A 26,567-nucleotide genomic window follows, 5' to 3' on the forward strand; every position below is an offset into this window, starting at 1 on the left:
TTGCCTAATTAGCAACCTTCGGGGGTATCCTGTCACTGTGACCCACGAAACATTGGATGCCGGCACCAAGCTGCCCGCTGAAGCCATCGACGCCATTGAGCGGGCCGCTACGGCTGCCGCCCACCCACACGAGGAGCTTTTCTCCGCGCGGGCCGCCAACATCAAGCAGTCCGCTGTACGCGACGTCTTCGATATCTCCATGCGGCCCGGCCTTGTCTCGCTGGCAGGCGGCAACCCATACCTGCAATCGCTGCCGCTGGAAAAGCTTGGCCAGACCGCGGCCAGGATCATCGCCGAAGACGGGATGACCGCCCTGCAATACGGCGGTGGCCAAGGGACCGCGGAACTGCGCCAACAAATCTGCGAGATCATGGCAGCAGAAGGCATAATGGACGCCCAGCCTGAGAACATCGTGATTACTGCAGGTTCCCAGTCAGCGCAGGATGTGGCCACCAAGGTCTTCTGCAATCCCGGCGACGTTGTCCTCGTCGAAAACCCCACCTACGTTGGGGCCCTGAATACCTTCGAGGCTTACCAAGTGCAGGTGGAGCCGGTCGAAATGGACGACGACGGGTTGGTACCTGAACTCCTCGAGGCCAGGATCGCGGCGCTTCAGGCAGAGGGCAAAAACATCAAGTTCCTCTATACGATTCCCAACTTCAACAATCCCTCGGGCATTACCCTGGCTGAAGCACGCAGGCAGCGGATCGTAGATATATGCCGCAAGGCGAATATCATCGTTTTGGAGGACAATCCCTACGGCCTGCTGCGGTTTGACGGTCACCCAATCGCCCCGATGCGGGCTGCAAATCCAGACGACGTCATCTACCTGGGCTCCTTCTCCAAGATCTTCGCGCCGGGTCTTCGCATTGGCTGGGCCTTGGTGCCGGCCCACCTGCAGCGTCGTTTCTACCTGGCCTCCGAAGCAGTCACGCTTTGCCCACCGCCCCTGAACCAGATGCTTGTATCCGCATATTTGCGTGACTACGACTGGTGGGGACAAATCGAAACGTACCGTGGCCTCTACGCAGAACGCTGTAAAGCCCTTCTCACCGCCTTGGACGAATACATGCCGGCAGGGCTTTCGTGGACACGTCCCGATGGTGGATTTTTCGTCTGGGTTACGTTACCCCAAGGCGTGGACACCTACCCCTTGTTGAAGAAGGCCATCGACGCGGGGGTTGTCTTCATTCCCGGCGCAGCTTTCTCGCCGGCAGACGGACCCTCCAACAAGCTGCGCCTGGCCTTCAGTGCTGTACCGCCGGATACGATTGCCGAAGGCGTACGTCGTCTGGCCCCTGTTCTCGCAGAGGCCATCAAAGCCACCACTGAAGGAGCAGCACTATGACCGGGGTTGTCATTGTAGGAGTAGACGGTAGCGAGACGGCGATGAGGGCGGCCAAGGCTGCCCAGCAACTGGCCATCGGGATTGGAGCCAGTCTTCGCGTGGTGAGCGCTTTCGACAGCAACAAGACCGAGGTGGTTGAGATCGGGACGGACAAGTGGATCGTGTCAGACGCCGCCGAAGCCGAAGCCGTCGCCCGCACCGTCGCGGAGCGTCTGTCTGATGACCGCCTTGAGGTCACGTACTCGGCGGCCCGCGGCAAGCCCGGTGAAGCCTTGGTCAAGGAAGCAGAAATGCTCGAAGCACGGTTGATCGTGGTGGGCAACCGGCGCATGCAGGGCCTGGGTCGTGTCCTTGGCAGCGTAGCCAACACTGTGGCCCACAACGCTCCTTGCGATGTCTATATCGCCAAGACCGACCAACCCTAAGCGACCTGGATCACGCCGCCGGGTGGGGAGGCTCACCCGGCTTTTGGCGTGATTTAGGCCTGGCCCCAGAAGTCATCGTTATAAAATTGAGATGCCCCCAATGGCGTGAGCCATCCTCCATCAACTGACTTCAGGGGACTTCACTTGCTTACTTTGCAGCCGCGCCAGCGCGTTGGACACGACATCCTGCTTGCCCGCCACGGCAACAGCATCAGCACGATGCGTTTTGACCGCGCGAATGACCGCATCATCGCAATGCTCGACGACGGCTCCTGGGACAGCGCCCCCAACATGATTTCCCCTAGCTTGACCATGCCGGAAACTTTCGGCAGCATCATGCGCAAGGACTGGCGGTTCCTCTCGATTGCCTGCGTCGCAATGATCACCTTCGCGGCCATGGCTATGGGCATCAGCGCGGAGATGGCAAACCACATGTCCACCACGGAACTTCAGGCGTTGCTGGTTAATTACCCCGCGTTCTAAGCGGGGCCGCCGCCCTTGCAGCAGGCCTCGGAGGCCTGCCCCGCCGCGAGCGGCCTGCCCTCAGAGCATCCATTCCTGCAGCAGCCACCAGGACCCTGCGATGACGATGCCGCCGAACAAAGAACCGGCGACGACTTGCCCGAGCGTATGGGCCCGCAGAACCACGCGCGACCATCCAACGGCCGGCACTATGCCCAACAGGGGCAGCCAGCCGGGCCCGAACGTCATCATCACAATGACGGCAGCGGCGGCGATTGCCGAAGCGTGTCCACTCATCTTCCAAAAAGCGCTCACCACCGCCAGAACGGCAATGCCTCCGATCAGGGCGACGATCATCAGCGAAACGCTTTCCGGACCCTTAATCAGCTGCAGGACCACGAGGCCTGCCAGCACGGAAATCAAGGCAAGCAGCAGCAACGCGGGCCGCTGACGACGGTCACTGACATGATGATCGGTGATTCTGCCCAGACGGATCATCACCAGCACGTATGCCAACGGCAAAAAACAGACGAAGAGGGCACCGAGCAGCCCGAAGCCCATGGTCCCGGGAAACCCGGGTTCGATAGCGGGACTGATCAACAGTAGAGCCGTCACTACGATCGGCGGCTGAAAGGCTTCCGTTAGAACACGGGCGACGGTGCGCCAGGGTCCTGATAGCAACTGGCGTCCTGACTGCGCCTGGTGTCCTGAGAGCAACTGGTGTCCTGACCCCAACTGGGCAGGCACGTGACCAGCCTCGTCAGCGGCCAAAGCGGTGTTCGGCCCTTCGCTCGCATGGGTGGCGGCCAGGCGATCAGTCAAGCAACAATGCCGGTTCTTCGAGAATGGCAGCTACGTCCGCCATAAAGCGGGCCGAGAGGTCGCCGTCAACCACCCGGTGGTCAAAGGACCCACCCAGCGTGGTGATCCACCGCGGAATCACTTCCCCGTCCAGGACCCATGGCTTCTGCTTGATGGTTCCAAACGCAATGATGGCAACCTCGCCCGGGTTGATGATGGGCGTTCCCGTATCGATGCCAAGCGCACCGATGTTGGTGATGGTCAGGCTGCCGCCCTGCATCTCGGCAGGCTGCGTCTTGCCCGCCCGGGCCTTCGTGGCGAGATCGTTGAGGGCGAGGGCCAACTCCTTCAGGGAGAGATCCTGGGCGTCCTTGATATTGGGCACCATCAAGCCACGCGGTGTTGCAGCTGCAATACCCAGGTTCATGAAGTGCTTGACCTGGATCTCCGCACCGCCGTTACCATCAGCGTTGTCTACCCACGTGGCGTTGACACTGGGGTTCCGCGCGGCGGCCCAAATGACGGCCTTGGCCAAAATAAGCAGCGGGGATACCTTGATGCCCTCGAAGTCCCGTGAAACCTTGAGCCGCTTGACGAACTCCATGGTCCGGCTCGCGTCGACGTCAACAAAGATGCTGACGTGCGGTGCCGTGAACGCGGACTCCACCATGGCCTTGGCGGTCGCCTTGCGCACACCCTTAACAGGTACGCGCTCGATCCTTTGGTCCTGCGGCTTCTTGGAAGCGCCCCAGAACGACTCCGCCTGATCAAGCTCAGCGTCACGCTGCGCCTGATAGCTGACCAGGTCCTCGCGGGTCACCTCGCCGCGCTGTCCTGTGGCTACGACGTCTGCAAGGTCAATGCCAAGATCGCGGGCGAACTTGCGCACCGGCGGCTTCGCAAGGACCTTGTTGACGAGCCCGCTGATGGTACCGCTGATGGCGGCACCGCGTGATGCGGCGGTCTGGGGCGTCGAAACACCTGGGGCTGAAGCACTTGGTGCTGTGCCTTCTGGCGCTGTTACTTCTGACGCTGCTACTTCTGGCGTTTGGGCAACCGGCGCATGGGTGACCGGCACGACGGCGGCGCGTGCCGACGTCGGGCGTTGAGGTATTGGCACCTGGGCTGCTTGGGCAGCCAAAACCGCTTGATGGTCCTGGACTGTACCTTCGGCGTTTTCCGCAACTGTAGTTGGCTCGCCAGTACCGGCTGGACGCTTGCGCGCACGGCGCTTCACGGCGTCGGCCTTGGGGCCGGAACCCACAAGCGGTCCGCCAGCAGGCCCGTTCTCGCCACTGTCGGTATCAACAGGAAGCTTGCCGTAGAGCGGAGCCTCGACGGCGGGAGCCGCGGTCGGAGCCTGCGTCACCGGCGCTGCATCCCCGGGCTGGTTGTCCGAAACCGCGATGATTGCGGTGCCAACCTCCACCGTGATGCCTTCTTCGACCAACAACTCGGTGACCGTGCCGGCGAAGGGCGAGGGGAGCTCAACGAGCGACTTCGCTGTCTCGATCTCGCACAGGACATCGTTGATGGCAACGGTGTCGCCGGGCTTGACCTTCCAAGCCACTACCTCGGCCTCGGTCAGGCCTTCGCCGACGTCCGGCAGGTTGAATTTCTTTACAGTCACAGTGGTCCTCGATTTCCGTCTGCCCGGCTGTGAAGCCGGACTGGATCAGGGCGGTTTAGTAAGCCAGGGAGCGGTCGAGCGCTTCGAGGATCTTGTCGATGTCCGGCAAGTAATCCTCTTCAACCTTGGCCACGGGATACGGCATGTGGAAACCGCCAACACGGATCACAGGGGCTTCAAGGTGCAGGAACGCCCGTTCGCTGATGCGGGCGGCAATCTCACCGCCAATGCCGCCGAACGTGGGGGCTTCGTGGGCGACGATCAGGCGGCCGGTCTTCTTGACCGACGTCTCAATGGTGTCGAAGTCCACGGGCGAGATGGAGCGGAGGTCGATGACCTCAATGCTGCGTCCGTCCTCGATGGCGGCGTTTGCGGCGGCGAGGGCAACCGGAACCAACGGCCCGTAAGCCACAATGGTGGCGTCCGTACCTTCACGGACCACATGTGCCTTGAACGGGTCTTCTGACAGACCAGCATTCTCAACATCCACCTCGCCCTTGAGCCAGTAGCGGCGCTTGGGCTCGAAGAAGATCACAGGGTCCTGGCACTCAACGGCTTTCTGGATCATCCAGTAAGCGTCGTGGGCGTTGGACGGCGAAATGATACGGAGGCCGGCAGTGTGGGCGAACAACGCTTCCGGGGATTCGGAGTGGTGCTCGATGGAACCAATGCCGCCGCCGTAAGGGATTCGAATGACCACAGGAACAGTGAGGCGGCCATGGCTGCGGGCATGGATCTTGGCCAACTGCGTGGTGATCTGGTTGAAGGCAGGATAGACGAAGCCATCGAACTGGATTTCGCACACCGGCAAGTAGCCACGCAAAGCGAGGCCAATCGCGGTACCAACAATGCCGGACTCTGCCAGAGGGCTATCGACGACGCGGTCCGCCCCGAATTCCTTGATCAGGCCATCCGTCACCCGATAAACGCCACCCAGGTGCCCGATGTCCTCGCCCATCAACAGGGACTTGGGGTTGCTCTTCAGCGTTGCGCGGAGACCTTCGTTGATGGCCTTTGCAATGGTCATGGTTGCCATCAGTTAGCTGCCTCCTGGTCGGTTTCAAAGCCTGCCGAGTATTCCTCGAACCACGCCCGCTCCTCTGCAATCAGCGGGTGTGCTTCGACATAGACATTGGCGAAGGAATCGCGGATGTCCGGCACCTCAAGGCCATGCGTGGTGCTGCGGACATACTTGGCCAGCTCATCACCGTCGGCTTGCACCTGTTCGAAGAAGGCTTCATCGGCGAGCCCTTCAGTCCGCAGGTATTTCTCCAAACGCTCCAGCGGATCCTTCTCACGCCACGCGGTCTCTTCGGCCAATTCGCGGTACTTGGTGGGGTCGTCAGCTGTGGTGTGCGCACCGACACGGTAGGTGTACGCCTCGATAAGTACAGGGCCGCGGCCCTCACGGGCATGCTCCAAGGCCCATTCAGTGACGGCATGGACGGCAATGACGTCGTTGCCATCCACACGGATTCCCGGGAATCCATAACCCTTGGCGCGGTTGGCCAACGGGACCTTGGTCTGGACTTCGGTAGGCACAGAGATGGCCCAGTGGTTGTTCTGGCAGAAGAAGACAACCGGGGCGTCGTACGAGGCAGCGAAAACCATTGATTCGTGGACGTCCCCTTCGGAGCTGGCGCCGTCACCGAAGTAGGCAACCACTGCAGCCTTGGGATCATTGGAACCATCGGCAACCGCGAGCTTCTGGTCACGCTGGATGCCCATGGCGTAGCCCACTGCGTGAAGCGTCTGCGCGGCGAGGACCAAGGTGTAGAGGTGGAAGTTGTTCCCCCGCGGGTCCCAGCCTCCGTTGGAGACTCCGCGGAACTGCTTCAACAATTCAGCAAGGTCCACGTTGCGCACCAATGCGACACCGTGTTCACGGTAAGTGGGGAAAATGTAGTCCTGGGGCTGGCTGGCGTGGGCCGAGCCGATCTGGGCGGCCTCTTGACCGGTCAGCGGCACCCACAAAGCGAGTTCGCCTTGGCGCTGCAGCGCGGTGGCCTCCTGGTCAAAACGGCGAATCCTGGCCATGTCGGCATAAAAGACGCGGAGCTTTTCGGGGTCTATCCGCTTGGCATAGTCAGAGAAGACGGGATCGGTGCCTAGCTTTCCGTCAGGGCCGAGCAACTGGACCATCTCTACGGGTTCACCCGAGGCAGTTACAGCCGCTGAGGTTGCCGCCAGAGTTTCATCGGTCCCGGGGGGCAGTTGTGTCGAGCCCATTCCGTCTCCTTGCTTGCCGCAGCTAGTGCCGGGCAATGTATGTCGCTGGGATATATGCCCGTTCCGGAATGCATTCCGGAACGGGCATATATTTTGGCTTTCGTCCTTACTTTATCGGCAGTAAGTAGCGTAGGCGCATTTGTTAACCGCTAGGAACTCTGCGGAGCCTTTGTATAACCTGCACAGAGTTTCAGGAACCTTGTATTGGCTTCCACTTCGCCAATGCTGACCCGGACTCCCTCATTACCGAAGGCCCGGACAGATAGGGCCTGCTCGGCTGCCAACGCCGCAAACTCGCCGCTGTTCTCCCCCAAGTTCAACCAAACGAAGTTCCCCTGGGCCTCCGGCACGAACCATCCGAGAGCGCGGAGACCCGAAGTGACGCGGTCCCTCTCCTCCACCAGGCTTTGTACCCTTTCGACAACCTGGTCGAAATTCTCGAGGGATGTAATCGCTGCGCGTTCTGCAATTTGCGATACGGCGAAGGGGGTAGCCGTAACGCGAAGGTGCTGGGTGAGCTGCGGGCCGGAAACACTGTATCCAACCCGCAGTCCTGCCAACCCGTGGGCTTTGGAGAAAGTCCTCAGCACCACAACATTGGGGTATTTCCGGTAAAGCTTGATCCCGTCTACGGCGGCTTGGTCCCGGACGAATTCCTGGTAAGCCTCATCAATGACCACCACCACGTTGGGCGGCACCGACTGGATGAAGCGCTCCGTTTCCTCAGCCGTGAGGATGGGCCCGGTGGGGTTGTTCGGGGTGCAGAGCAAGATCACCTTGGTGCGCACCGTGACCGCCGCCGCCATCGTTTCGAGATCGTGACGGCCGTCCGGAAGCAACGGGATCTGCACGCTGGCCGCCCCCGCAAGGCCCACACAAATGGGGTAAGCCTCGAAGGAGCGCCAGGCGTAGATCACCTCGTCCGACTTGCCGTCATCATTCTGGCCCGCGAAGGTGGCAAGAATCTGGTTGAGTGCGCCGAGGCTTCCTGCACCGGTGACGACGTCGTCAGCAGGAACATCCAGGAAGTCAGCCAAAGCATTGCGCAGTTTGGTTGCCAAGGGGTCTGGGTAGCGGTTGATGTCAGTCTGGTCCGCGATGGCCTGCAACACTGCAGGGATCGGAGGCAGCGGGTTTTCATTGGACGACAATTTGTAGCTGGTGAGGCCCTCGATCGCAGCGGGGGGTTTACCAGCCGCGTACTTGGGGAGCCTGTCCACGACCGGTCGAGGGAGTACGCCCTCCGGTGCGTTGTCAGTAGTAGTCATGGATTCAAGCCTACTTGCACCCTTGTGGCGTTTGGCATGTTTGGCAGCCAACGTTCGTCCTCATCAAGTTACCTCTCTAAGGTGATGTCCCAGCCGAGCCACAGGCGAGTATGAAAGCATGGGCGCATGGGTTCATTCATCGTTCGCGTCCTGATCAACGGCCTGGCTCTGTGGATCGCCAGCTGGCTGTTGGATGGACTGGAGATCTCTTCCTCTGCCACTGAAAAGGCGGCAGCCAACGCCGGGATCACTGAAGGCGCGGATGCAGCGGGGATCGTCTTGGCGTACCTCTTCATCGGCCTGATTTTTGGAGTCGTCAACGCGTTCGTCCGCCCGCTGGTCAAGATTCTGTCCCTCCCCGTGACGATCCTGACCCTGGGGCTGTTTACGATCATCATCAATGCGGCAATGCTGTACCTGACAGCGTGGCTGAGCAGCTTCACGCCTGTGCACCTCACTATTGACTCGTTCTTCTGGACAGCCATCCTCGCCTCGATCATCATCAGCATCATCAGCGTGGTTGCCGGCCTGATCCCCGGGGCCCGCAAACGCTAGATGCAGTTCCCGCCGCTGGGCCTGTTCTCACTGTTGGCGCCGCACTAACCATTGGCACTGCAGTCACCATTGCGCTGTACTTACCGCGCTCCGGCCCCGGAACGTGTCTCGGGAAGATTGGGGTTCCGCAGGCCCGGCCTTTTGTCCGGCAAGGGTGACCGTTGCAGCTTGAAGTGCGTCACCTTTGCCACGCCTCCCACCCCAACAACACCCGCAAACACTGCTGTAGAAGCTGCAAGGGAGGCATCCTTACTCGCCATGACCAATTCGGCGCCCGCGGCGTAGTTGTCCAGTCTGTGACCGGGACCCAGGCCGTGGTCTTCCCCCTCTGGGGTTTTGACTTCATTGTTCAGCGTTACCGTAACCCTGTCCTTGGTATCCGGGTTCACCCCGCCATCTGCACCCGCGACCGCGTCCTGGATGTGCTCAAGGTGCAACGCAGCAATTCCGGGTTCGGAGCTAATACCGCCAACTGGAGCCCCAGCCGTCAGGACATACCTTAGGTCGAATTCGCTCAGGAATGCCTTGTTCTGGCTGAGGTTCATGGCGTGCGCGCCTCCTTGGCTGTGCCCGACTGCTACCACCTGGTCACCGGCCTCAGCGCCGGCTTCCCTCAACGCCTGACCAATGGCTGGCACGACTTCTTGAGAGTCGTAGCCGATGGCTTCACCAACACCCGGTATGTCGAAGGGATTTGTAACCGGTGCTTTGGGTTGTGTTCCCGGAATCAACACCATCCACGACGACGAGCCATCGTGGTCGAGCTGGATAATCTCAATTTCTCCATCGTCCCGGGCATGCAGTTTCTCGAGTCTGCGGATGCTCTGTGCCATGGATGGATCCACTTGCTCGATCGACTCGTCCATCTTCTCGATGCTCACCGGGCGCGGCCTGAGTGCTGGAACCAGGGGTGACTCCAGCAGTCCCCGCATGATGTCCCGTGCCTCCATACCTGGCGGAATGATGGTTGTGACGACATTGTGCATCATGTCCCGGCCAGGTACCCAGGGGATACCTGACATCTTCATCTCTTCAAACCTCAACATCCGCGGGAACTGATTTTTGGCCTCTGTTTGCAGGTAATCGTGATGACTGGAACGCACACTCGCGCTGACACCAACCAATTCGTGGCGCACCCGGCTTACCTCCTGACCGCTTTCGGCCACCGCGTCGATGGCGGCGCACCCAGAGGCGTACGAGTCGAAGAGGTAGGGGCCCAGATCAGCCTGCACCCTGCGGGTTTCTTCTTCCACACCAATCAGCTGCTGGACCAAGTCATCAAGGAGGGCCGCTCCACGCAGGAGCTCTTCAAGTTGGCAGGACATTCCGCCCACTCCCCCACGGATGCTGAGGATCCCATCCGGGGCCGGGGCCATAGGTTGAGGAGCTGAACCCCCACCAACAGGAGCAACATCAGCCATCAGTGCCCCCTCCCATCGGAGACGGCGACGTTCTGTGAATGACGGAGAACCGAGGCGGCCGCATCTTCCAGTGATTCCCGTGCCCGCATCAGTGCTGAGGCGTGAAGAGCAATAGTTGTCCTGTAAGCACCTCCGGCCGGCGACTGCCACTCTTCCAACTGGGTCCGCCGCAAGGATGCCAGCACAGAGTCCGTCTGATCCACGGAGGCCTTAATTCGCCAAGCGAGCCTCTGGACTTCGTGACTGCGAGAGGCGCACTCCAGGGGATCGAAGGTGGGTGGGTTGGCTGCAGGCATCAAGCCGACGCTCATGTCCGTGTACTCCATTGATTGTTCTGCTGATCGGTAGGTACGACGCTACGGAGCCGGGGAACCGGGCGGAAGCGCCGCCGTCGGCTATGTGGATAACGCGGGCGGCTGTCCACATAGCCAAGTCACCAACTCGGGCGCCTCCACGGAACATGAAAGAATAGGCCCCATGGCTGAATCCCCTCGCGTGTCCCTCGCTTCCGAACCCCTCGCTCTTGGCGCCCTTGATGGCCGCTACCGTGCTGCCGTCGCGCCCCTCGTTGACTACTTGTCCGAGGCCGCATTGAACCGCGATCGCGTTCACGTTGAGGTTGAGTGGCTGATCCACCTGACCAGCCAGTCGGTGCTGCCCGGAGCAGGTCCCCTGACGGACGAGCAGGTTTCGCAGCTCCGTGCCATCGTCACCGAATTCAACGCCGCATCGGTCAACGAACTCGCCGAGATCGAGGCCGTCACGGTCCACGACGTCAAGGCAGTGGAGTACTACATCGGCCGTCGCCTGCCCGCGATTGGCATCGAAAACCTGACAGCCATGGTCCACTTCGGCTGCACCTCAGAGGACATCAACAACCTCTCTTACGCCGTTGGTATCAAGGGCGCCGTAGAGGATGTGTGGCTCCCCAACGCCACCGCACTGGTCCAGCAGATCGAGGCCATGGCAGAAGCCAACCGCTCCGTGCCCATGCTGTCCCGTACCCACGGCCAGCCCGCCACGCCCACCACACTCGGCAAGGAACTGGCGGTCATCGCGCACCGCCTGAACCGCCAGCTGGCACGGATCGCCAAGACTGAATACCTCGGCAAGATCAACGGTGCCACGGGCACATACGCCGCACACGTTGCTTCTGTCCCGAGTGCCGACTGGGAAGCCATTGCCAAGACCTTCGTCGAAGGGCTGGGCCTCACCTGGAACCCGCTCACCACGCAGATCGAAAGCCACGATTGGCAGGCAGAGCTCTACGCCGATATTGCCCGCTTCAACCGCATCCTGCACAACGTCTGCACTGACATCTGGAGCTACATCTCCATCGGCTACTTCCGCCAGATTCCCGTTGCTGGTGCCACCGGATCCTCCACCATGCCGCACAAGGTCAACCCGATCCGCTTCGAAAACGCCGAGGCCAACCTGGAAATCTCCAACGGCCTGCTGGACACCCTGGGCGCAACGCTGGTTACTTCCCGCTGGCAGCGCGACCTCACGGACTCCTCCTCACAGCGCAACATCGGCGTCGCCTTTGGTCACTCCCTCCTGGCAATTTCCAATGTCGCCAAGGGCCTCAAGGCCCTCGACGTCGCCGAGGAAGTCCTTGCTGGCGACCTCGACACCAACTGGGAAGTCCTGGGCGAAGCCATCCAGATGGTCATGCGAGCTGAAGCCATCGCCGGCGTGGAAGGCATGGAAAACCCTTACGAGCGCCTGAAGGACCTCACCCGGGGCCAGCGCGTAGATGGTGCCCGGATGCAGGAGTTCGTGCAGGGGCTCGGCCTCTCCGCCGACGCCGAAGCCCGCCTGCTCGCCCTCACCCCGGGCAAGTACACCGGCATCGCCGAGAAATTGGTGGACCACCTGAAGTAGCAGTCAACGCTCGACGACGGCGGGCCGGGGCTTGGTGCCTCGGCCCGCCGTCGGCGTTTAATTAGTAGGTCCCGGCTCTTTCCTGCCCACTTCGTCACCGAGCCACACTCTTCCAGGTGCGGAGAAACGGCGTGTCGGGGCGTTCGCTCGCGTTCACCGCTGATTGGCTGGAACCAACTGGGCGGGAACGCACGGCCAGGACAGATAAGGCAACAACGTAAGGAGCGGAGCACCCATGAAGCTCCTACTGATCAGGCACGGACAGACCCCCGGCAACGTTGCTGGCCAATTGGATACTGCCTTTCCTGGCCCGGGGTTGACGGAACTCGGCGAACGGCAAGCGGCCGCGCTCCCGGAGGCTCTTGCAGACGAGTCCATTCAGGCCCTCTACACCTCCACGCTGCTCCGAACCCAGCGGACGGTGATACCGCTCGCCAAGGCCACGGGACTGGAACCGGAAATCCTGAACGGCGTCCATGAGATTGAAGCTGGTTCGTTGGAGAAGAAGACGGATCATGAATCGCATTTGCGGTACATGAGCACGGTGTTCGCCTGGTCCGACGGCGACCTCGACGTTCGCATGCCGGGCGCCTTCAACGGCCACGACTTCTTTGCCCGCTTCGATGCCTCGGTTGAAAAGGTCGCGGCCGCGGGGCATTCGACGGCGGCCATCGTCAGCCATGGAGCCGCAATCCGCTGCTGGGCAGGCCGCAGGGCAGAGGATATCGACACTCTCTTCGCTGAGACCCATCAATTGCCCAATACCGGAATCGTGGCGCTGGAAGGCGATCCGGAATCAGGCTGGCGCGTGCTGCACTGGGACCAGATTCCCGTGGGTGGGCTCGCCTTGGCAGATCAGACGGCCGAGGACCCAACGGGCGAGGCATTGTGAGGCCCGCTCTGCGCGCCAAATCCACCCGAAAGTGCGCAGAGCAGGCCCCGCAATGCAGGAAATTCAGCAATTCTCCCGAAGCTTACGCGCAGGAAACACGGCGGTAACCACAGCTTCCTAGGCTTAAGACGCATAAACACCTCAGCGAAACCAAGCGAAATGAGGCATTGATGCAGACCAACCCCCGGCTCAACATCCGGCAGGTCACCTGGGCGAACCCGGTAGGCGCTGACCTCCGCGCCGCGCAACAGGCTGAACTGGATGCCCGGTTCGGAACAACGGATCACGAGCCCGGTCCCCCGCCCACCGAAGCTGACACTGCGGTTTTCGTTGTGGCTTACGAGAAATCCTCCGGACAACCGCTCGGATGCGGCGGCCTGAGGATGTTGGACGAGAACACAGCTGAGATCAAGCGTCTGTACGTGGTTCCCTATGCGCGGGGTTCAGGAGTCGCGAGCTCCATCCTGGCCGCGCTCGAAGCACAGGCCCACTCACACGGTTTCAGCGTGATAGCAGCTGAGGCAGGATCAGCCCAGTCTGATGGACGGAGCTTCTACGTGAGTGCTGGATTCGCCGAAGTTCCCAATTTTGGCCCTTACGTCGGCGTAAACGGGTCTTACTGCTACTCCAAGCGGATCAACTCCCACAGCGCCTCCCGCACGGCGATGGCCTAGCCAACCGACAAGAAGCGTTGACAGAAGCAACCAAGCGTCGCGCAACATCAAGCACACCCTGCGGTAGTCAGATAATCTCGGAAAATGGAAAAAGCAGACATCACCTTCCGCACCCGCAAATGGGTGCGGCCCGAGGACCTCAATGCCAACGGCACACTCTTCGGTGGAAGCCTGCTGAAGTGGATCGATGAAGAGGCAGCGATCTACGCCATCCTCCAGTTGGGCAATGGCCGCGCGGTCACCAAGTACATCTCCGAAATCAACTTCGTGAGCTCAGCAGTTCAGGGCGATCTCATAGAGATGGGGCTGACGGCCAAACGCTTCGGCCGCACCTCCTTGACCATGCGCGCCGAGGTCCGGAACATGATCACCCGGCAGAGCATCCTGACCATCGAGGAAATCGTGTTCGTGAACATGGGCGCCGATGGCCGCCCGCAGCCCCACGGCTACACGGAAATCACGTATGACCGGGACCGCATCCCCACCCATCACCTGACGGAAACGCTGCACGAGGACTGAACCACGCGCCGTCGGGCGTTACTGGCTAAACGAGAGCTGGTTAAACGGGTGCTGACGGCCGCGAAAACGCGGCCGCCAGCTTGTATTTCCGGTGAGGGAGTGAATCACCGGAATCTGAGGGGCGCTTTAGCGCCGGTCGAACGTCAGGCCGCCGGGTACCTGGAACGTCGGCATGAGCTCAAGCATGCCCACGTTGACGTGGCGGGGCGTTTCGATAGCGTAGTCCAGGGCATTCACGATGTCGTCCGTGGTCAATGACTCGTAGCCCTCGTAGTACGTCTTCCAGGCTTCTTCCATGGCCTCGGGTGTGCCGCCCATATTCCGGCCGAAAATTTCTGTCTCCACGCGTCCCGGGCAAATCTCGGTGACGCGGATCCGCTTGCCGACGGTGTCGTTGCGAAGCTGGCGGGAGATCTGGTGCACGGCAGCCTTGGTGGCGTGATAAACGGTGTGGCCATAGAAGTTGTAGGTGCCGGCGATCGAACTGATGTTGATGACGTGGCCAAGGTCCCGCTCCACCATGCCCGGCAGCACCAGGCGGGTGAGCTGAAGCAGGCCGCGGAGATTCACGTCCACGAGCTCGTCGATGTCCTCTTCGGACGAGTCCAGAATGTTCCCCGGCCGGGAAACCCCGGCGCAGTTCACCAGGACGTCCACGCTGAGGTCATGCACGACGGCGGCCAGCGCGGCTGTGTTGGTCAGGTCCACTACGTGCGGGATCGCCCCGGTGCGGTCGGCCAATTCGGCAAGGCGTTCCTCGTTGCGGGCCACGGCGTGAACCGTCAGGCCGCGCTTGGCGAGTCGTTCGGAAATGGCTGCACCCATTCCGGTTGACGCTCCGGTGACGAGAGCCGTGGTGTAGTCGGAAAAAGTCATTGGGTTCTCCAAACGTGGGGAATCGGTGGGGCTTCTGCATCCGGCTGGGCCGGACGCAGAAGCCCAAGGGTCGGTAGTTGCTATGCGTCGCGCAGCGGCTCGTGGGCACGGTCCTTGACCGTGCTGACGGCGATAAGCGTGCCGAGTGCTGTGATTACTGCGTAGAAGGCCGGCATGTAGATGTTGCCCGTGCTGCTGATAAGCCAGGTCATGAGCAGCGGGGCCGTGCCGCCGAAGAGTGCCGACGAGATGTTGTAGCCGAGGCCGTAAGCAGAGTACCGGACCCGTGTGGGGAACAGTTCGACGATCAGGATGTGGATGACTGCGGTATGTCCAGCGAAGACGACTGCCATGATGCAGGCACCGAGGATTGCCAGGCCCATTTGGCCGGTTGCAATGAGGGCGTACGAGGGGATGCCGAGGGCTGCCATGGCGATGGCGGAACCGGCGATAACCTTCTTGCGCCCCACGCGATCCGACAGCGCACCCATGAACGGGATCGCGATGCAGATGACAACCAGGCTGCAGGCAGTCACCAGGAGCGCCTCGCCGATGGTGAAATTCAGCTGCTTGCCCTTGAGGAACGTGGGCATGTAGGAGAACAGGACGTAGTAGCCGGAGCCATTCATGAGCGGGATGAAGAGGGCCAGGAGCATGGCACGGCGGTGCTCGGCGGACTTGAAGGCTTCCTTCAGCGGGTTCTTGGAGAGTCCGCCCTCTTCCTTGAGCTTTACGAAGTTGGGGGTATCGGCGATGGCCTTGCGAATGTACCAACCAATGATGCCCATGGGGATGGCCACAAGGAACGGGATGCGCCATGCGAAGGAACCGAAGCCGCCTGCGTCAATGGCCGCCTGCGTGAGCCAGGGGGACATGGAGAACGCCACAAGCGTACCGGTGAGCAGTGCTGCGAAGGAGGCAATCTGCGCATAAGAGGTGATGATGCCGCGCTTACCCTCAGGTGCGTGCTCAGCGAGGAAGGTCATGGCACCGGCAGCCTCGCCGCCCACCGAGAAGCCCTGAAGCAGACGCAGAAGAACCAGCAGAATCGGAGCCGCCACACCAATGGCCGCGAATGGCGGCAAGAGGCCGATGCCAGCGGTGGCAACACTGATCAGGAGAATGACGAAGACCAGTAGCTTTTGCCTCCCGATCCGGTCTCCGAGGTAGCCACAAACAACAGCGCCGAGGGGCCGCACGAAGAACGAAACGGCGTATCCAGCGAACACGAAGAGCAGGGCGTTGTCCGGGTTACCCGGTGCCAGGAAGACGAGCGCCAGCGTGCCCGCCATGAAGGCGAAAATGCCGTTGTCGTACAGTTCCACGAAGATGCCGACGCAACCTGCGGTGACAACTTTGCGGGTTTGGCGGCCCGTGAGCCGCTCATGCTGCGTGGGCGCAGCGTTGGTGCTTGCGGTCATGACTTTTCCTTACTAGATGAGCGTAGCAACGCCTACTGGTATGACGACAGGGTCTTTAGCTGCATGCCGCAACTGGTAGGTCCTGCCACTGGGGACGGCATCCGATGCCGAGGAGTCCGAAGACGGTGTTGACGGATTCGCGGAGGGTTTCGAGCTGCGCCCGCGAGCGCCGATGGGCGGCAGTTGCTTCTGCCACTGTGGTTTTCCGAAAACGGACTTTGTCCCCTGGCCGTGCTTGGGCCAGGACATCCAGTCCGGCGCTGGTTACTACTGCGAGTACCGGATACCCGGCGGTGACGCCGCGTCCCCGGTGCAGTACCAGCAACTCTTCCCTTGAAGGAACCTCGACGGCGCCCACTGGCACGCCGCGGGAAAGCACCTCGCCGCTGGAGGTTCTTTCCGGAAGGTCTCCACCAAGCCGCAGGCCGATGTGGTTGCTGCGGCCGCTGACGGTGTACTCCGAAGTGAAGAGCAGTTCACCGGATTCGCCAAACTCGGCGATGTCCGGTCCGTCGGTCACATCGACCGACAGATCTGATCCCATGGTTGGCCGTTCAAGGCCCAACCGGAAAAGGGGGAGGTCGAAGTAAGGCTGGCGTACCGGCCCCACGCTCCGACGGATTGGAAGGCTGGTACCTTCTTTGAGCTGGAGTCCAAAGCCCACCACGGTGTCCGGGGCTACACTGCCAAGCAGCGTGTCTGCCTCGATGGAACCATGGATAGCGAGGTAGGCGCGCAGTCCGCTATGAAGTCGACGAATGGACACTGATTCTCCCGCCCTCACTGACACCGGTTCCCATTGGCTGGATGGGCGACCGGCGACGGTGAGCGTGAGAGGGGTTCCGGTGACTGCGATCAGGATGTCAGCGGTGGCTTTCATCCGAAAGTCGAGGGCCGTGATCTCCACCAACGGATCGTTGTCCAAATTACCCACCAAAATGTTGGCCGCTCGGGCTGAGTACTGGTCCAAAGCCCCGTTAACCGGCAACCCGAAACGGGGGCCGCGTGTACGTCCGAGGTCTGTGACGACCGAGTTGCCGGGCTGCTGGATCAGGATTCCGGCGTTCATGGCAGCACTCCGGACCCCGAGGGAGCCAGTTCCAGCGGAGCCAACTCCAGCGGCTCCAATTCCAGGCCTGCGTAATTGTTGAAGTCCTCGGCATGGATCTCCCGGAAACGCAGGATGTCGCCCGGCTTGTACGGGACCAACGGTTCCCGGCGGATGTTCAGGACTGACAAGGGGGTTTGGCCAATGACGCACCAGCCACCGGGGGCCACAGCGGGAGCGATGACGGCTTGGTGGCCGGCGACTGCAACAGCACCTGCCGGAACACTCAGCCTGGGATCTTTGAGGCGGGGTACGGGCTTGGGGAACGCGGGCCCGTCCATCATGGGCGAACCTGCAGGCGCACCCAGGCAACGAACCGTGTATGTCTTTTCGGTGTGGAGCCGGATGACTTCCTTGGTATCAATCCCCTGATACTCTGCCACGCGCTTCAGGTCCGGTCCGTAATGGCCGCCATAGACCACGGGAACATGGAACTCGCGGGGAGCCGTTGCCGGTTCTCCCGTACGTCCAATTTCAAGCAGTCCGAGTTTCACGAATGCCCGTACCTGCCGGGCGGAAACCAGAATGGGATCGAATTCAACGAGTACCGAATCGTATGTGGGAACGGCACCGTGAAGGCCCTCGGCGCCGCAGCTTTCCAGCCAGTCTGCAAGGCGGTGAACGGTCAGCCAGTTGTCTTCACTGGCCTGCGAGATGGCGACGACGCGCAGTGCGCAGTCTCCGGATTCGTAGATCTCGGTGGGAGCCGCTGTGAGCACTGACATGTCAGGCCGCCTTCCTCTTGGCATCCATGACCTCGGCGAGCGGGGCGAGGCGGACACCCGCTGAGACGAGCTCCGAGCGGATCAAGCGGGCGAGTTTGACGGCACCGGGGTTGTCCCCGTGCAGGAGGACGGTGTCGACGTCGATATCCATGTCCACGCCGTTGGCGCAGCGGATCTTGCCGTCGACCACCATGCGCAGGGTCCGCTCCAGGATCTCTGCGGGATCATGCAATACGGCACCGGGCTGGCTGCGGGGAACCAACGTGCCGTTCTCCTGGTAGGCGCGATCCACGATACCTACGATTGCAACGCCAAGTCCGGCGACACGGGCGGCGGTGGCCAGTTCACCTTCCTGCGCCACGACGATGAGTTCGCTATCCACCCGCGCTGCCGCCTCCGCAACAGCCTGGGCGTAGTCGGCCCGCACTGCCACCAGGTTGCCGAGCCGGCCGTGCGGCGCGAGATGGGTGACCTTGGTGCCGTGGAACGCGGCGAAACCGTTGAGCGCACCCAACTGGTAGAGCAGATCGTTCTGAACCTCGCTGGCGGAGAGGGCCATATCGCGCCGGCCGAAACCTCGCAGGTCCGGGAAGCTCGGATGCGCACCGATGCCAACGCCACGGCGAACACATTCAGCAACAGTGGTCGCCATAATGTCCGGATCACCCGCGTGGAACCCGCACGCAATATTGGCACTTGTGACGATCTCCAGGAGGTCAGAGTCGTCGCCAATGGTGTAGGCGCCAAATCCCTCTCCGAGATCCGCTACAAGATCAATTGTCGGGTTCACGTGATTCTCTTTCCGTGATTGTTATTTCGTAGGGAGAAAAGCGGCAACTGTCTCCGCAGGGGATAAATAAATTCCAGGGAATACCCTGCGATTTCTACAAGCCGCATCGTGGCCTGAAGTTCTTCCAAAAGTCTCGCACCGCCCAACGACGTTGCACAAAGACCTAATAGCTATCCCGTAATAGCTCTCCGTTATGACGTGCACCACCCTGTACTGTGGCGTGGGTCCCAGTGCTGCCGGATAGAATTTCCTTATGGCATGCCACCCGGGGACGTGGCCCCTCCAGGAAGGCAGACATGGATACGCGCAAACTCGCATACTTCGTGCAAATCGTTGACTCCGGGAGCATCACCAAGGCAGCTGCTGCCCTCCATGTTGCCCAGCCGGCCCTTAGTCAGCAGGTGTCTGCGCTGGAAAACGACCTCAAGCAGCGCCTGCTGATTCGCAGCAAGCAAGGCGTTGAACCCACCGCAGCGGGACACACCCTCTACCGCCACGCCCAGTCGATTCTGCGCCTGGTTGAACAGGCCCGGCAGGACGTGGCCACTTCAGGCGCCGCACCCTCCGGCAGGGTTTCAATCGCGATCGCGCCCTACAGTATGGCGTCGAGCCTCACGCCCAGGATCATCAGCGAAGTCGGCCGACGCTACCCGGACATCGTGCTTCACCTGACCGAAATTTTCGGCGGCGTCCTGAGCGAGGCCATCAAGAACGGACGCCTCGACATGGCACTGATCTATGAGCCGGGAAAGATCCGGGGCGTGCAATTTACCACCATGATCGTCGAAGACCTCCACCTGGTGGTCCACCCTGATGTGGATGTCAACCACGGCAAGGACACAGTCACTCTTGCGGAAGCGAGCACGGTGGGCCTGTTCCTTCCGGAGAAGAACCACACTTTGCGCCAAATCATCGAGAAGGGCCTTGCAGATCACGAGCTACCGCTCCGCCTGGTGGGCGAAGTGGAGTCCGTCCCCTCCTTGACCAGACTCATCCAGGCAAACCTTGGCGGCACGGTCCTGCCCAAGTCTGCAGCCGATGCCCTCTTCCCGGACCAGGACTTCAAGGTGCTGCGGATCGTTGAGCCCGGGCTGCAAAGCAAAATCGCCCTCTGCACTCCGGACCACGAGCCACTGTCCGAAGCCGCCTCGGCGGTGCTCTTGGTGGTCAAGGAGATGCTGCATCAACAACTCATCAGCAAGTACGGCGCCGACCCCGTGCAGTTGCCGGCCCATCCATAACAAACACTTATCCGGACAGACAGCTTTGGTCTTATTCAGCAGCGTTTTAATTTCCTAGAATCGAATTAGCAAGAAATTCGAAGCAGCTCACGGATTCCGCGGGCAAGTTCAAAGGAAACAACGGTGAAAAGGATCAGCACAACCGGATGGGTTTCGAATCCAACCCGCGGAACAATGAGCGCCCGAACAGGATTTCACTGCCCACGAAATGGCTTTTGGCGTCCAACCGGCGGCATTGGTGAACCATTGTTCGTCTTTGAGGGCAGCCTGATGCCCGCCCACGCCGGCAGCAGCATCGAATGGCACTTGGTGGACACCCGCCCCGGACACGCCGGACTCGACTGAGCCCCTCAGGCCCAAGCCTCCCGCGAAACCCGGCCAGCCGCCGTCGTATGTCAACAAAGTCGTACATCAACCAAATCTGCAGCACCCCAAGGCGCCCTGCCACTGGCAAGGCGCCTTTCCCATGCCCGACTGAGGCTCCGCCCGATTGCGGTCTTGCTCGACTGCCGCCTTGCCCGATTGCGGCGTCAAGAAAGGGCCGGCCGCAACGCCTCTCACGACGCGCGACCGGCCCACTGCAGACGGTTAGTCTTCGACCAGGAGGCCCTTCTCCTTGAGCTTCTCCGTCAGGCCGCAGAGCTCAATGGTGTTGCCGCCATCGTGGTACAGCTTGATGAGTTCACGCTCATGGTCGTCGCGGGCCTGGGACAGCGCAATGACTTCCTCGGCCTCCTCTCGGCGAACAACCACCACGCCGTCAGCGTCACCGCGGAGGATATCGCCCGGGTAGATGATTTCGTCGCCGAAGACGAGTGGATGATTGATCGGGCCGAGCGTTTCCTTGACGGTGCCCTTGATGCTGATGCTGCCCGAAAAGACGGGCAGGCCCAGCTCGATCAGGTCCTGCGTATCCCGCACACCGGAATCGGTGACCATCGCGGCAATGCCCTTGGCCTTCATGGCGTTGCCAAGAACGTCGCCGAAAGTGCCGGCCTCAGCCATTTCCTTGGCACTCACAAGGACCACGTCGCCGGCCTGTGCATAGTGGATGGCGACCTGGAGCATCAGGTTGTCCTGCGGTGCACAAGCGACCGTGACGGCCGGTCCGCAGAACGACATGGAGCGGTCGATCGGTTTGATCCTGGAGCTCAAAGCTCCTCGACGGCCCTGTGCCTCGTGAATGGTCGCCGAGGAAAAGGCAGCGAGGCGGCTGACGACGTCGGCGGCCGGGCGCTCGAACTTGGTCTTAACGTGGATCATTTTCAAAATCTTTCTGTGGGCTTAGGAAAGTGCGTTGATGGCGTCGCGGATCGAGTCCACGCCGGCATTGATGGTCTCCAGCGATGTGGCGAAGGAGATCCTGAAGTAGGGGCCCAGACCATAGGCCGAGCCCTGAATGACAGCGACGCGGGCAGCGTCCAGCAGGTACAGCGTGAAGTCCTGGTCGTTCTGGATGACCGTGCCGTCGGGCGCCGTCTTGCCGATGACGCCCGCGCAGTTCACATACGCGTAGAAGGCACCCTCTGCCGGAGCAACGGAAAGCCCGTTGATGGCGTTCAGACCCTCGACGGCGGCGTCCCGGCGTTTGCGGTACACCTCCACGCTGTCGCGGACGAAGGATTGATCTCCGTTGAGCGCCGCTACGGCCGCGGCCTGGCTGATGGACGACGGGCACGAGGACGTCTGTGATTGCAGTTTGTTCATGGCTGCGATCAAAGGGGCCGGGCCGACGCCGTAGCCAAGGCGCCAGCCGGTCATTGCATAGGCCTTGGAGACGCCGTTGACCAGGAGGATCCGGTCCTTGAGCGCCGGCACAGCCGTGACCAGGCTGGTGACGCGGCCATCGCCGAAGTGGATTTCGTCGTAGATCTCGTCAGTGAGGACAAGGACGTGCGGGTGCTCCTCGAGGACGGCTCCGAGTGCGTGCAGTTCCTCGCGGGAATACACGGCACCGGTCGGGTTGGACGGAGCGTTGAGGATGAGCCACTTTGTTTTGGGGGTGATGGCTTTTTCCAGGGCAGCGGGGGTCAGTTTGAAGCCTGCATCTTCCCCGCACGGGACGATCACCGGGGTGCCATCGTTGGCCAGGACCATGTCTGGATAGGAAACCCAGTACGGCGCCGGCACGATCACTTCGTCGCCTGCATTGAGCGAGGCCATGAGCGCCACGTAGAGGACCTGCTTGGCACCTCCACCCACGGTCAACTGGTTCGGCTCGTAGTGGTGGCCGGTGTGATTTTCGATCTTGCGCAGGATGGCGGTCTGCATCTCGGGCGTCCCGGTCACCGAGGTGTACTTGGTCTCGCCGGCCTTGATCGCCTCGATGGCTGCGGCCTTGATGTGGTCAGGGGTGTCGAAGTCCGGCTCGCCGACGGTCAAGTCGATGATCGGGATGCCTTCAGCTTTTAGTTCGCGGACGCGGGCGGCGGCCGCAACGCTGGCTGAGGACTTGATGCGGGTGACCCTCGACGCCGGCAGGTAGTCGGACATGTCTCCTCCAGAAATGTGGAACCCAGGACGCGCGGATTCACGCGTCCCCTTTTTCGAGACTAGGGATTCGCGAGCGCTGTGGATAAGACCTAATGTGCGTGGATCTATAAGGGACTCTTATGACTCGCGGCCCCGCCGACCCTGCGCTCACGCGCAGCTCAACCGTTGAGGCTCCGGCCTATAACGGGTAGAACGGAAGCATGACCGACGTGAACTCGTGGATGAGCCAATACATAAGCGCGTGGACCTCGAACGATCCCGACGACATCCGGGCATTGTTCACTGAGGACGCCATCTATTACGACAGGCCGAACACTGAATCCCCGTGGAACGGCCATGAAGAAATCGTTACAGCGTGGTTGGAGGCCGGGGATAAGCCCGATGACTGGACCTTCGAATGGACGCTCCTTGGCCAGGACGGAGTTACGGCTTTTGTCCAGGCCGTGACGACGTACCTCAACGATCAGCCCACCTACGACAACCTCTGGGTCATCCGCTTTGCCGAGGACGGCCGTGCGCGTGAATTCACGGAGTGGTACATGGCCAGGAAAGACACTCCCGCCGAACCCAGCTAGTACGAAAGCAGTGCGGGTGAGGATGGCCAGCCCGCTCACCCGCCACCCGAGTCAGTAGCGGGATGGCTTGCTGACCAGGACATTCTCGTGGACCTGGGTCCAGCCCCGGTATTCCGGTCGGTTGGCGTCGACGCCGTCGTTGATGAGCTTCGCCTCTGTACCATCCCCGCCGGAGATGGTGACGATCTGCTCGCTTGTGGCGACCGCTGCGCAACCCGCCCTCCACCGCTCCGGGAGTCCTACAGGTACCGCAATCAAACAGACAGTCCCGGAAGTGGAACTTTTAGCGCCGAAGTACTTCACGTCGTCGTGGGTTGCCAGCAACCGGGCTGTCCCGGCCTCGACGTTCAGATCCACGCCGGTAAGGCTCACGGACTCCGGAAGCTTGTCCTCCGCCGTCGCTTCCCGGTTCAGAGCTTTCAACCCGGCCGGAGCCGAGCAGCCAGTAAACGCAAGCGCGGCAACTACGGAAAACACAGCTATCGCACGACGATTCATAGCGCTGCCCCCTCAGGCTCTGGTTCGTCGAGCCTAACCCATCCAGGCAGGTCAGTAGCTGTCGCGATCCGCCGTTTCGGACACGGGAATGAACGTCGAAGCGAAACCTTCGGACGCCCGCGCCAGGACAGAAACATCGGCGCCTACCAGTACAAAGGAGGCACCGGCGTCGAGATAGGCGCGCGCGGTGGACTCGTTGAAGGCGTTCACGCCGGCCGGCTTGCCGGCCGCTTTGGCGGCCTCGAGGCAATGCTCGACGACGGCCCTCACCAAGGGATTTTCCTGCTGTCCCAGCAAACCCATGGAAGCTGCGAGGTCCGAGGGGCCAAGGAAGATGCCGTCCACGCCGTCGACTGCCAGGATTTCCTCCACGGCCGAAGCCGCTGCCTCTGATTCAATCTGAACCGTGAGGCTGATCGATTCTGAAGCCGCAGCAAGGTAGTCAGGAACGCGGTTCCAGCGCGAAGCCCTGGCCAATGCCGAACCCACACCGCGAACGCCCAGCGGCGGATAGCGGACGGCGGAAACCGCGGACGCCGCTTCGAAGGCAGAATTCACCATGGGAATCAGGAGGTTCTGCACGCCGAGGTCAAGGTATTGCTTGATGACTACGGTGTCGTTGACCGGCGGCCGGACCATGGCCTGGACGGGGTAGCCACTCACGGCATGGAGTTGGGCGAGGATCGATTCCAGACCGTTGGGGCTATGCTCGGCGTCGATCAGAAGCCAGTCCAGCCCGGATCCCGCACAGACCTCAGCCACCAACGGACTACCCGAACAGACCCACATGCCAGCCAACGGACGGCCGGCCTCTGAGAGTGCTGAATAGAAGGTGGGGCTCAGTCGAAATTGCATGTCACGACTCCCAAAGGTCCGTAGTCCGCGTGTACGGTATCACCTTTGTACACCCACATGGGGCGGGTAAACGAGCCCGCAAGGATAATATCTCCGGCCTTCATCGAGTCCCCGTGCGCGGCGATTTTATTGGCCAGCCAGTGCACGCCGTTGGCCGGGTGATCAAGCACTCCGGCTGCCACTCCGGTCTCTTCCACAGTCTGGTTTTTGTACAGAATCGCGGAGACCCAGCGGAGGTCGACGGCGTCAGGACGCACTGGTCGGCCACCTATCACCATGGCCCCCATGGCGGCATTGTCCGAAATGGTGTCCACGATGGTCCGGCCCTCCATTTCGATCCTGGAGTCCAGGATTTCGAGGGCCGGAACAACGTAGTCGGTGGCATTGAGGACGTCGAAAATCGTGCAGCCAGGGCCCTTGAGCCCGTCCTTCAGTACGAACGCGAGCTCCACCTCGACGCGAGGGTGCGTGTACTGGTCCCATTGCACGGAGCAGCCGGTTTCCAGGACCATGTCATCGAAGATCGCCCCGTAGTCCGGCTCGGTAATCCCGGTAGCGGCCTGCATTGCTTTGGACGTGAGGCCGATCTTGCGCCCCACCAACGTTCGCCCGGCTTCTTCGTTCCGTCGCCGCCACAACTGCTGGACGGCATAGGAATCCTCCACCGTCATGTCAGGGTAGCGGGCGGTGAGGCGCGGGACCGGCTTGCGGTTCCGGCCGGCCTCAAGCAGCTCGTCGGCAATGGCTTCGATCGTCTTCGCGTCCATCATGGTTTAGACCTGCGCCCCCAGTTTGAAACCTTCAGCAGCCTCATCCGGGGCGCCTTCGGGGCGGGTGTAGGAGAATCCGTCTGCGCCGACGGTGACGGCCATTTCGGACTTCTCTTCGCGTTCGATGACGGGCTGGGGGTTGCCGTCGAGGTCCAGGACCAGGGAGGCTTCGGTGTACCAGGACGGGACCACGGGGTTGCCCCACCAGTCGCGGCGCTGGTTGTCGTGGACGTCCCAGGTGACGGTGGGGTTGTCGGGATCGCCGGTGTAGTAGTCCTGGGTGTAGATCTCCACGCGGTGGCCATCCGGGTCAAGGATGTAGAGGTAGAACGCGTTGGACACGCCGTGGCGTCCAGGGCCGCGTTCGATCCGGTCGGAGATGCGCAGCGCGCCCATCTTGTCGCAGATCTGGATGATGTTGTGCTTCTCGTGTGTGGAGAACGCGATGTGGTGCAGGCGCGGTCCGTTGCCGCCGGTCAGGGCGGTGTCGTGCACGGTTTGCTTGCGGTGCATCCACGCGGCGTAGGTGACGCCGTCGGAGTCCTTGATGTCTTCGGAGACGCGGAAGCCGAGGTCTTCGAGGTACTTGCGGCCGCGCGGGACGTCCGGGGTGACCTGGTTGAAGTGGTCCAGGCGGACCAGTTCGCCGGCGGAGTAGAGGTCGTAGCGCTGGGTGAGGCGTTCCACGTGCTCCACGTCGTAGAAGAACTCGTACGGGAAGCCCAACGGGTCCTCCACCCGGACGGAGTCGCCCACGCCCTTGGTGAAGCCTTCCTTGCGGCGCTCCACCCGGCAGCCGAGTTCGCGGTAGTAGGCCTCGGCAGCGTCCACCTCGGCCGGGGACTTCACGCGGTAGGCGAAGGCAGCGGCGGCGGCGACCGGTCCTTTGCGGAGGACCAGGTTGTGGTGGATGAACTCCTCGAAGGAGCGCAGGTAGATGGTGTTCTCGTCCTCCTCTGTGACATGCAGGCCCAGGAGGTCCACATAGAACGCACGGGACTTGGCGAGATCCGTGACCACGAGTTCAAGGTAGGCGCAGCGGACGATGTCCGGTGCCGGGACCGTGGGGGTGGGGATGGGGCCGGTGAAGGGGTTGCTCATGGTGGT

General features: G+C 61.6%; 29 protein-coding genes. 11 read left to right on the plus strand and 18 right to left on the minus strand.

The annotated features are described in order from the left end of the window. Nucleotides 1–37: 37 nt before the first annotated feature. From AC1DD5_RS16910 to AC1DD5_RS16920, 3 genes are all read left to right on the plus strand, one after another. Nucleotides 38–1,348: an aminotransferase-like domain-containing protein gene (locus AC1DD5_RS16910; RefSeq protein WP_442019324.1), complete on the plus strand. Its 1,311-nt coding sequence runs from the start codon at nt 38–40 to the stop codon at nt 1,346–1,348. Next, complete coding sequence (locus AC1DD5_RS16915; RefSeq protein WP_431117086.1) at nt 1,345–1,773, plus strand: universal stress protein; 429 nt, start codon at nt 1,345–1,347, stop codon at nt 1,771–1,773. Before AC1DD5_RS16910 ends, AC1DD5_RS16915 begins: the two co-directional genes overlap by 4 nt. Before the next feature lie 144 nt (nt 1,774–1,917). Continuing rightward, nucleotides 1,918–2,256 carry a hypothetical protein gene (locus AC1DD5_RS16920; protein WP_477517688.1) on the plus strand — a complete coding sequence of 113 codons (339 nt, stop codon included), beginning with the start codon at nt 1,918–1,920 and terminating at the stop codon, nt 2,254–2,256. Nucleotides 2,257–2,316: 60 nt separating this feature from the next. Here the strand turns inward: AC1DD5_RS16920 and AC1DD5_RS16925 are convergent, their stop codons facing one another. The 5 genes from AC1DD5_RS16925 to AC1DD5_RS16945 form a co-directional block, all read right to left on the minus strand. Continuing rightward, on the minus strand, nt 2,317–2,916 hold the full coding sequence (locus tag AC1DD5_RS16925) for a phosphatase PAP2 family protein (protein ID WP_477522254.1): 600 nt from the start codon (nt 2,914–2,916) through the stop codon (nt 2,317–2,319). Between the two features lie 133 nt (nt 2,917–3,049). Further along, nucleotides 3,050–4,666, minus strand: a complete 1,617-nt coding sequence (locus AC1DD5_RS16930; RefSeq protein WP_477522181.1) for a dihydrolipoamide acetyltransferase family protein — start codon at nt 4,664–4,666, stop codon at nt 3,050–3,052. Nucleotides 4,667–4,721: 55 nt separating this feature from the next. Continuing rightward, nucleotides 4,722–5,702: an alpha-ketoacid dehydrogenase subunit beta gene (locus tag AC1DD5_RS16935; RefSeq protein WP_477522182.1), complete on the minus strand. Its 981-nt coding sequence runs from the start codon at nt 5,700–5,702 to the stop codon at nt 4,722–4,724. Beyond that, complete coding sequence (pdhA, locus tag AC1DD5_RS16940; RefSeq protein ID WP_477522183.1) at nt 5,702–6,895, minus strand: pyruvate dehydrogenase (acetyl-transferring) E1 component subunit alpha; 1,194 nt, start codon at nt 6,893–6,895, stop codon at nt 5,702–5,704. Before pdhA ends, AC1DD5_RS16935 begins: the two co-directional genes overlap by 1 nt. Nucleotides 6,896–7,044: 149 nt before the next feature. Next, nucleotides 7,045–8,163 (minus strand): histidinol-phosphate transaminase, encoded by a 1,119-nt coding sequence (locus tag AC1DD5_RS16945; RefSeq protein ID WP_477522184.1) that lies wholly within the window; start codon nt 8,161–8,163, stop codon nt 7,045–7,047. 126 nt (nt 8,164–8,289) lie between these two features. Here AC1DD5_RS16945 and AC1DD5_RS16950 point away from each other — a divergent pair, with 126 nt between their 5' ends. Continuing rightward, nucleotides 8,290–8,718, plus strand: coding sequence for a phage holin family protein (locus AC1DD5_RS16950; protein ID WP_442004407.1), 429 nt, complete (start codon nt 8,290–8,292; stop codon nt 8,716–8,718). Between the two features lie 80 nt (nt 8,719–8,798). On the opposite strand, the gene AC1DD5_RS16955 is transcribed toward AC1DD5_RS16950, so the two are convergent. Then, nucleotides 8,799–10,139: a hypothetical protein gene (locus AC1DD5_RS16955; protein ID WP_477522185.1), complete on the minus strand. Its 1,341-nt coding sequence runs from the start codon at nt 10,137–10,139 to the stop codon at nt 8,799–8,801. Further along, entirely contained in the window at nt 10,139–10,450 is a 312-nt protein-coding gene (locus AC1DD5_RS16960; RefSeq protein WP_477522186.1) for a hypothetical protein, read from the minus strand. Before AC1DD5_RS16960 ends, AC1DD5_RS16955 begins: the two co-directional genes overlap by 1 nt. A gap of 166 nt (nt 10,451–10,616) precedes the next feature. Here AC1DD5_RS16960 and purB point away from each other — a divergent pair, with 166 nt between their 5' ends. From purB to AC1DD5_RS16980, 4 genes are all read left to right on the plus strand, one after another. Beyond that, complete coding sequence (gene purB, locus AC1DD5_RS16965) at nt 10,617–12,023, plus strand: adenylosuccinate lyase (RefSeq protein WP_477522187.1); 1,407 nt, start codon at nt 10,617–10,619, stop codon at nt 12,021–12,023. A gap of 235 nt (nt 12,024–12,258) precedes the next feature. Continuing rightward, nucleotides 12,259–12,915 carry a histidine phosphatase family protein gene (locus AC1DD5_RS16970; RefSeq protein WP_477522188.1) on the plus strand — a complete coding sequence of 219 codons (657 nt, stop codon included), beginning with the start codon at nt 12,259–12,261 and terminating at the stop codon, nt 12,913–12,915. 170 nt (nt 12,916–13,085) lie between these two features. Further along, nucleotides 13,086–13,589 carry a GNAT family N-acetyltransferase gene (locus AC1DD5_RS16975; RefSeq protein ID WP_442004403.1) on the plus strand — a complete coding sequence of 168 codons (504 nt, stop codon included), beginning with the start codon at nt 13,086–13,088 and terminating at the stop codon, nt 13,587–13,589. A gap of 84 nt (nt 13,590–13,673) precedes the next feature. Further along, on the plus strand, nt 13,674–14,108 hold the full coding sequence (locus tag AC1DD5_RS16980; RefSeq protein WP_224093181.1) for an acyl-CoA thioesterase: 435 nt from the start codon (nt 13,674–13,676) through the stop codon (nt 14,106–14,108). Nucleotides 14,109–14,234: 126 nt separating this feature from the next. On the opposite strand, the gene AC1DD5_RS16985 is transcribed toward AC1DD5_RS16980, so the two are convergent. The 5 genes from AC1DD5_RS16985 to AC1DD5_RS17005 all read right to left on the minus strand — a co-directional run bounded on the left by AC1DD5_RS16985 (nt 14,235) and on the right by AC1DD5_RS17005 (nt 19,028). Next, nucleotides 14,235–14,984 (minus strand): SDR family oxidoreductase, encoded by a 750-nt coding sequence (locus tag AC1DD5_RS16985; RefSeq protein ID WP_477522189.1) that lies wholly within the window; start codon nt 14,982–14,984, stop codon nt 14,235–14,237. A gap of 80 nt (nt 14,985–15,064) precedes the next feature. After that, the gene (locus AC1DD5_RS16990; protein ID WP_442004401.1) at nt 15,065–16,405 is read right to left on the minus strand and encodes an MFS transporter; all 1,341 of its coding nucleotides are present in this window, start codon (nt 16,403–16,405) and stop codon (nt 15,065–15,067) included. Between the two features lie 55 nt (nt 16,406–16,460). Beyond that, entirely contained in the window at nt 16,461–17,474 is a 1,014-nt protein-coding gene (locus AC1DD5_RS16995; RefSeq protein ID WP_477522190.1) for a 5-oxoprolinase subunit C family protein, read from the minus strand. Further along, nucleotides 17,471–18,238, minus strand: coding sequence for a 5-oxoprolinase subunit B family protein (locus AC1DD5_RS17000; RefSeq protein WP_477522191.1), 768 nt, complete (start codon nt 18,236–18,238; stop codon nt 17,471–17,473). Before AC1DD5_RS17000 ends, AC1DD5_RS16995 begins: the two co-directional genes overlap by 4 nt. 1 nt (nt 18,239) lies before the next feature. Beyond that, nucleotides 18,240–19,028, minus strand: coding sequence for a LamB/YcsF family protein (locus AC1DD5_RS17005; protein ID WP_477522192.1), 789 nt, complete (start codon nt 19,026–19,028; stop codon nt 18,240–18,242). A gap of 296 nt (nt 19,029–19,324) precedes the next feature. Here AC1DD5_RS17005 and AC1DD5_RS17010 point away from each other — a divergent pair, with 296 nt between their 5' ends. Next, a complete protein-coding gene (locus AC1DD5_RS17010) occupies nt 19,325–20,269 on the plus strand; it encodes a LysR substrate-binding domain-containing protein (protein WP_442019312.1) in 945 nt (314 codons plus the stop codon). A gap of 123 nt (nt 20,270–20,392) precedes the next feature. Beyond that, the gene (locus tag AC1DD5_RS17015; protein WP_477522193.1) at nt 20,393–20,614 is read left to right on the plus strand and encodes a hypothetical protein; all 222 of its coding nucleotides are present in this window, start codon (nt 20,393–20,395) and stop codon (nt 20,612–20,614) included. Nucleotides 20,615–20,857: 243 nt separating this feature from the next. On the opposite strand, the gene AC1DD5_RS17020 is transcribed toward AC1DD5_RS17015, so the two are convergent. Together AC1DD5_RS17020 and AC1DD5_RS17025 are read right to left on the minus strand one after the other, a co-directional pair. Beyond that, nucleotides 20,858–21,532, minus strand: coding sequence for a 4-carboxy-4-hydroxy-2-oxoadipate aldolase/oxaloacetate decarboxylase (locus tag AC1DD5_RS17020; protein ID WP_477522194.1), 675 nt, complete (start codon nt 21,530–21,532; stop codon nt 20,858–20,860). Between the two features lie 21 nt (nt 21,533–21,553). Then, nucleotides 21,554–22,762, minus strand: a complete 1,209-nt coding sequence (locus AC1DD5_RS17025) for an aspartate transaminase (RefSeq protein WP_477522195.1) — start codon at nt 22,760–22,762, stop codon at nt 21,554–21,556. A gap of 200 nt (nt 22,763–22,962) precedes the next feature. Between AC1DD5_RS17025 and AC1DD5_RS17030 the strand changes: the two genes are divergently transcribed. Continuing rightward, entirely contained in the window at nt 22,963–23,337 is a 375-nt protein-coding gene (locus AC1DD5_RS17030) for a nuclear transport factor 2 family protein (protein WP_477522196.1), read from the plus strand. A gap of 51 nt (nt 23,338–23,388) precedes the next feature. Here AC1DD5_RS17030 and AC1DD5_RS17035 read toward each other — a convergent pair whose 3' ends face one another. Genes AC1DD5_RS17035 through hpaD form a run of 4 tightly spaced genes read right to left on the minus strand, consistent with a single transcriptional unit; the run spans nt 23,389 to nt 26,561 of the window. After that, the gene (locus tag AC1DD5_RS17035) at nt 23,389–23,835 is read right to left on the minus strand and encodes a hypothetical protein (protein WP_477522197.1); all 447 of its coding nucleotides are present in this window, start codon (nt 23,833–23,835) and stop codon (nt 23,389–23,391) included. A gap of 51 nt (nt 23,836–23,886) precedes the next feature. Further along, nucleotides 23,887–24,690: an HpcH/HpaI aldolase family protein gene (locus tag AC1DD5_RS17040; RefSeq protein WP_442004391.1), complete on the minus strand. Its 804-nt coding sequence runs from the start codon at nt 24,688–24,690 to the stop codon at nt 23,887–23,889. Continuing rightward, nucleotides 24,675–25,460 (minus strand): 2-oxo-hept-4-ene-1,7-dioate hydratase, encoded by a 786-nt coding sequence (gene hpaH, locus AC1DD5_RS17045; RefSeq protein WP_442004390.1) that lies wholly within the window; start codon nt 25,458–25,460, stop codon nt 24,675–24,677. The genes AC1DD5_RS17040 and hpaH overlap by 16 nt, the downstream gene beginning before the upstream one ends. A 3-nt stretch (nt 25,461–25,463) precedes the next feature. Then, nucleotides 25,464–26,561: a 3,4-dihydroxyphenylacetate 2,3-dioxygenase gene (gene hpaD / locus AC1DD5_RS17050; RefSeq protein WP_477522198.1), complete on the minus strand. Its 1,098-nt coding sequence runs from the start codon at nt 26,559–26,561 to the stop codon at nt 25,464–25,466. Between the last annotated feature and the right edge of the window lie 6 nt (nt 26,562–26,567).

This window comes from Paenarthrobacter sp. 10L420 (genome assembly GCF_056395385.1).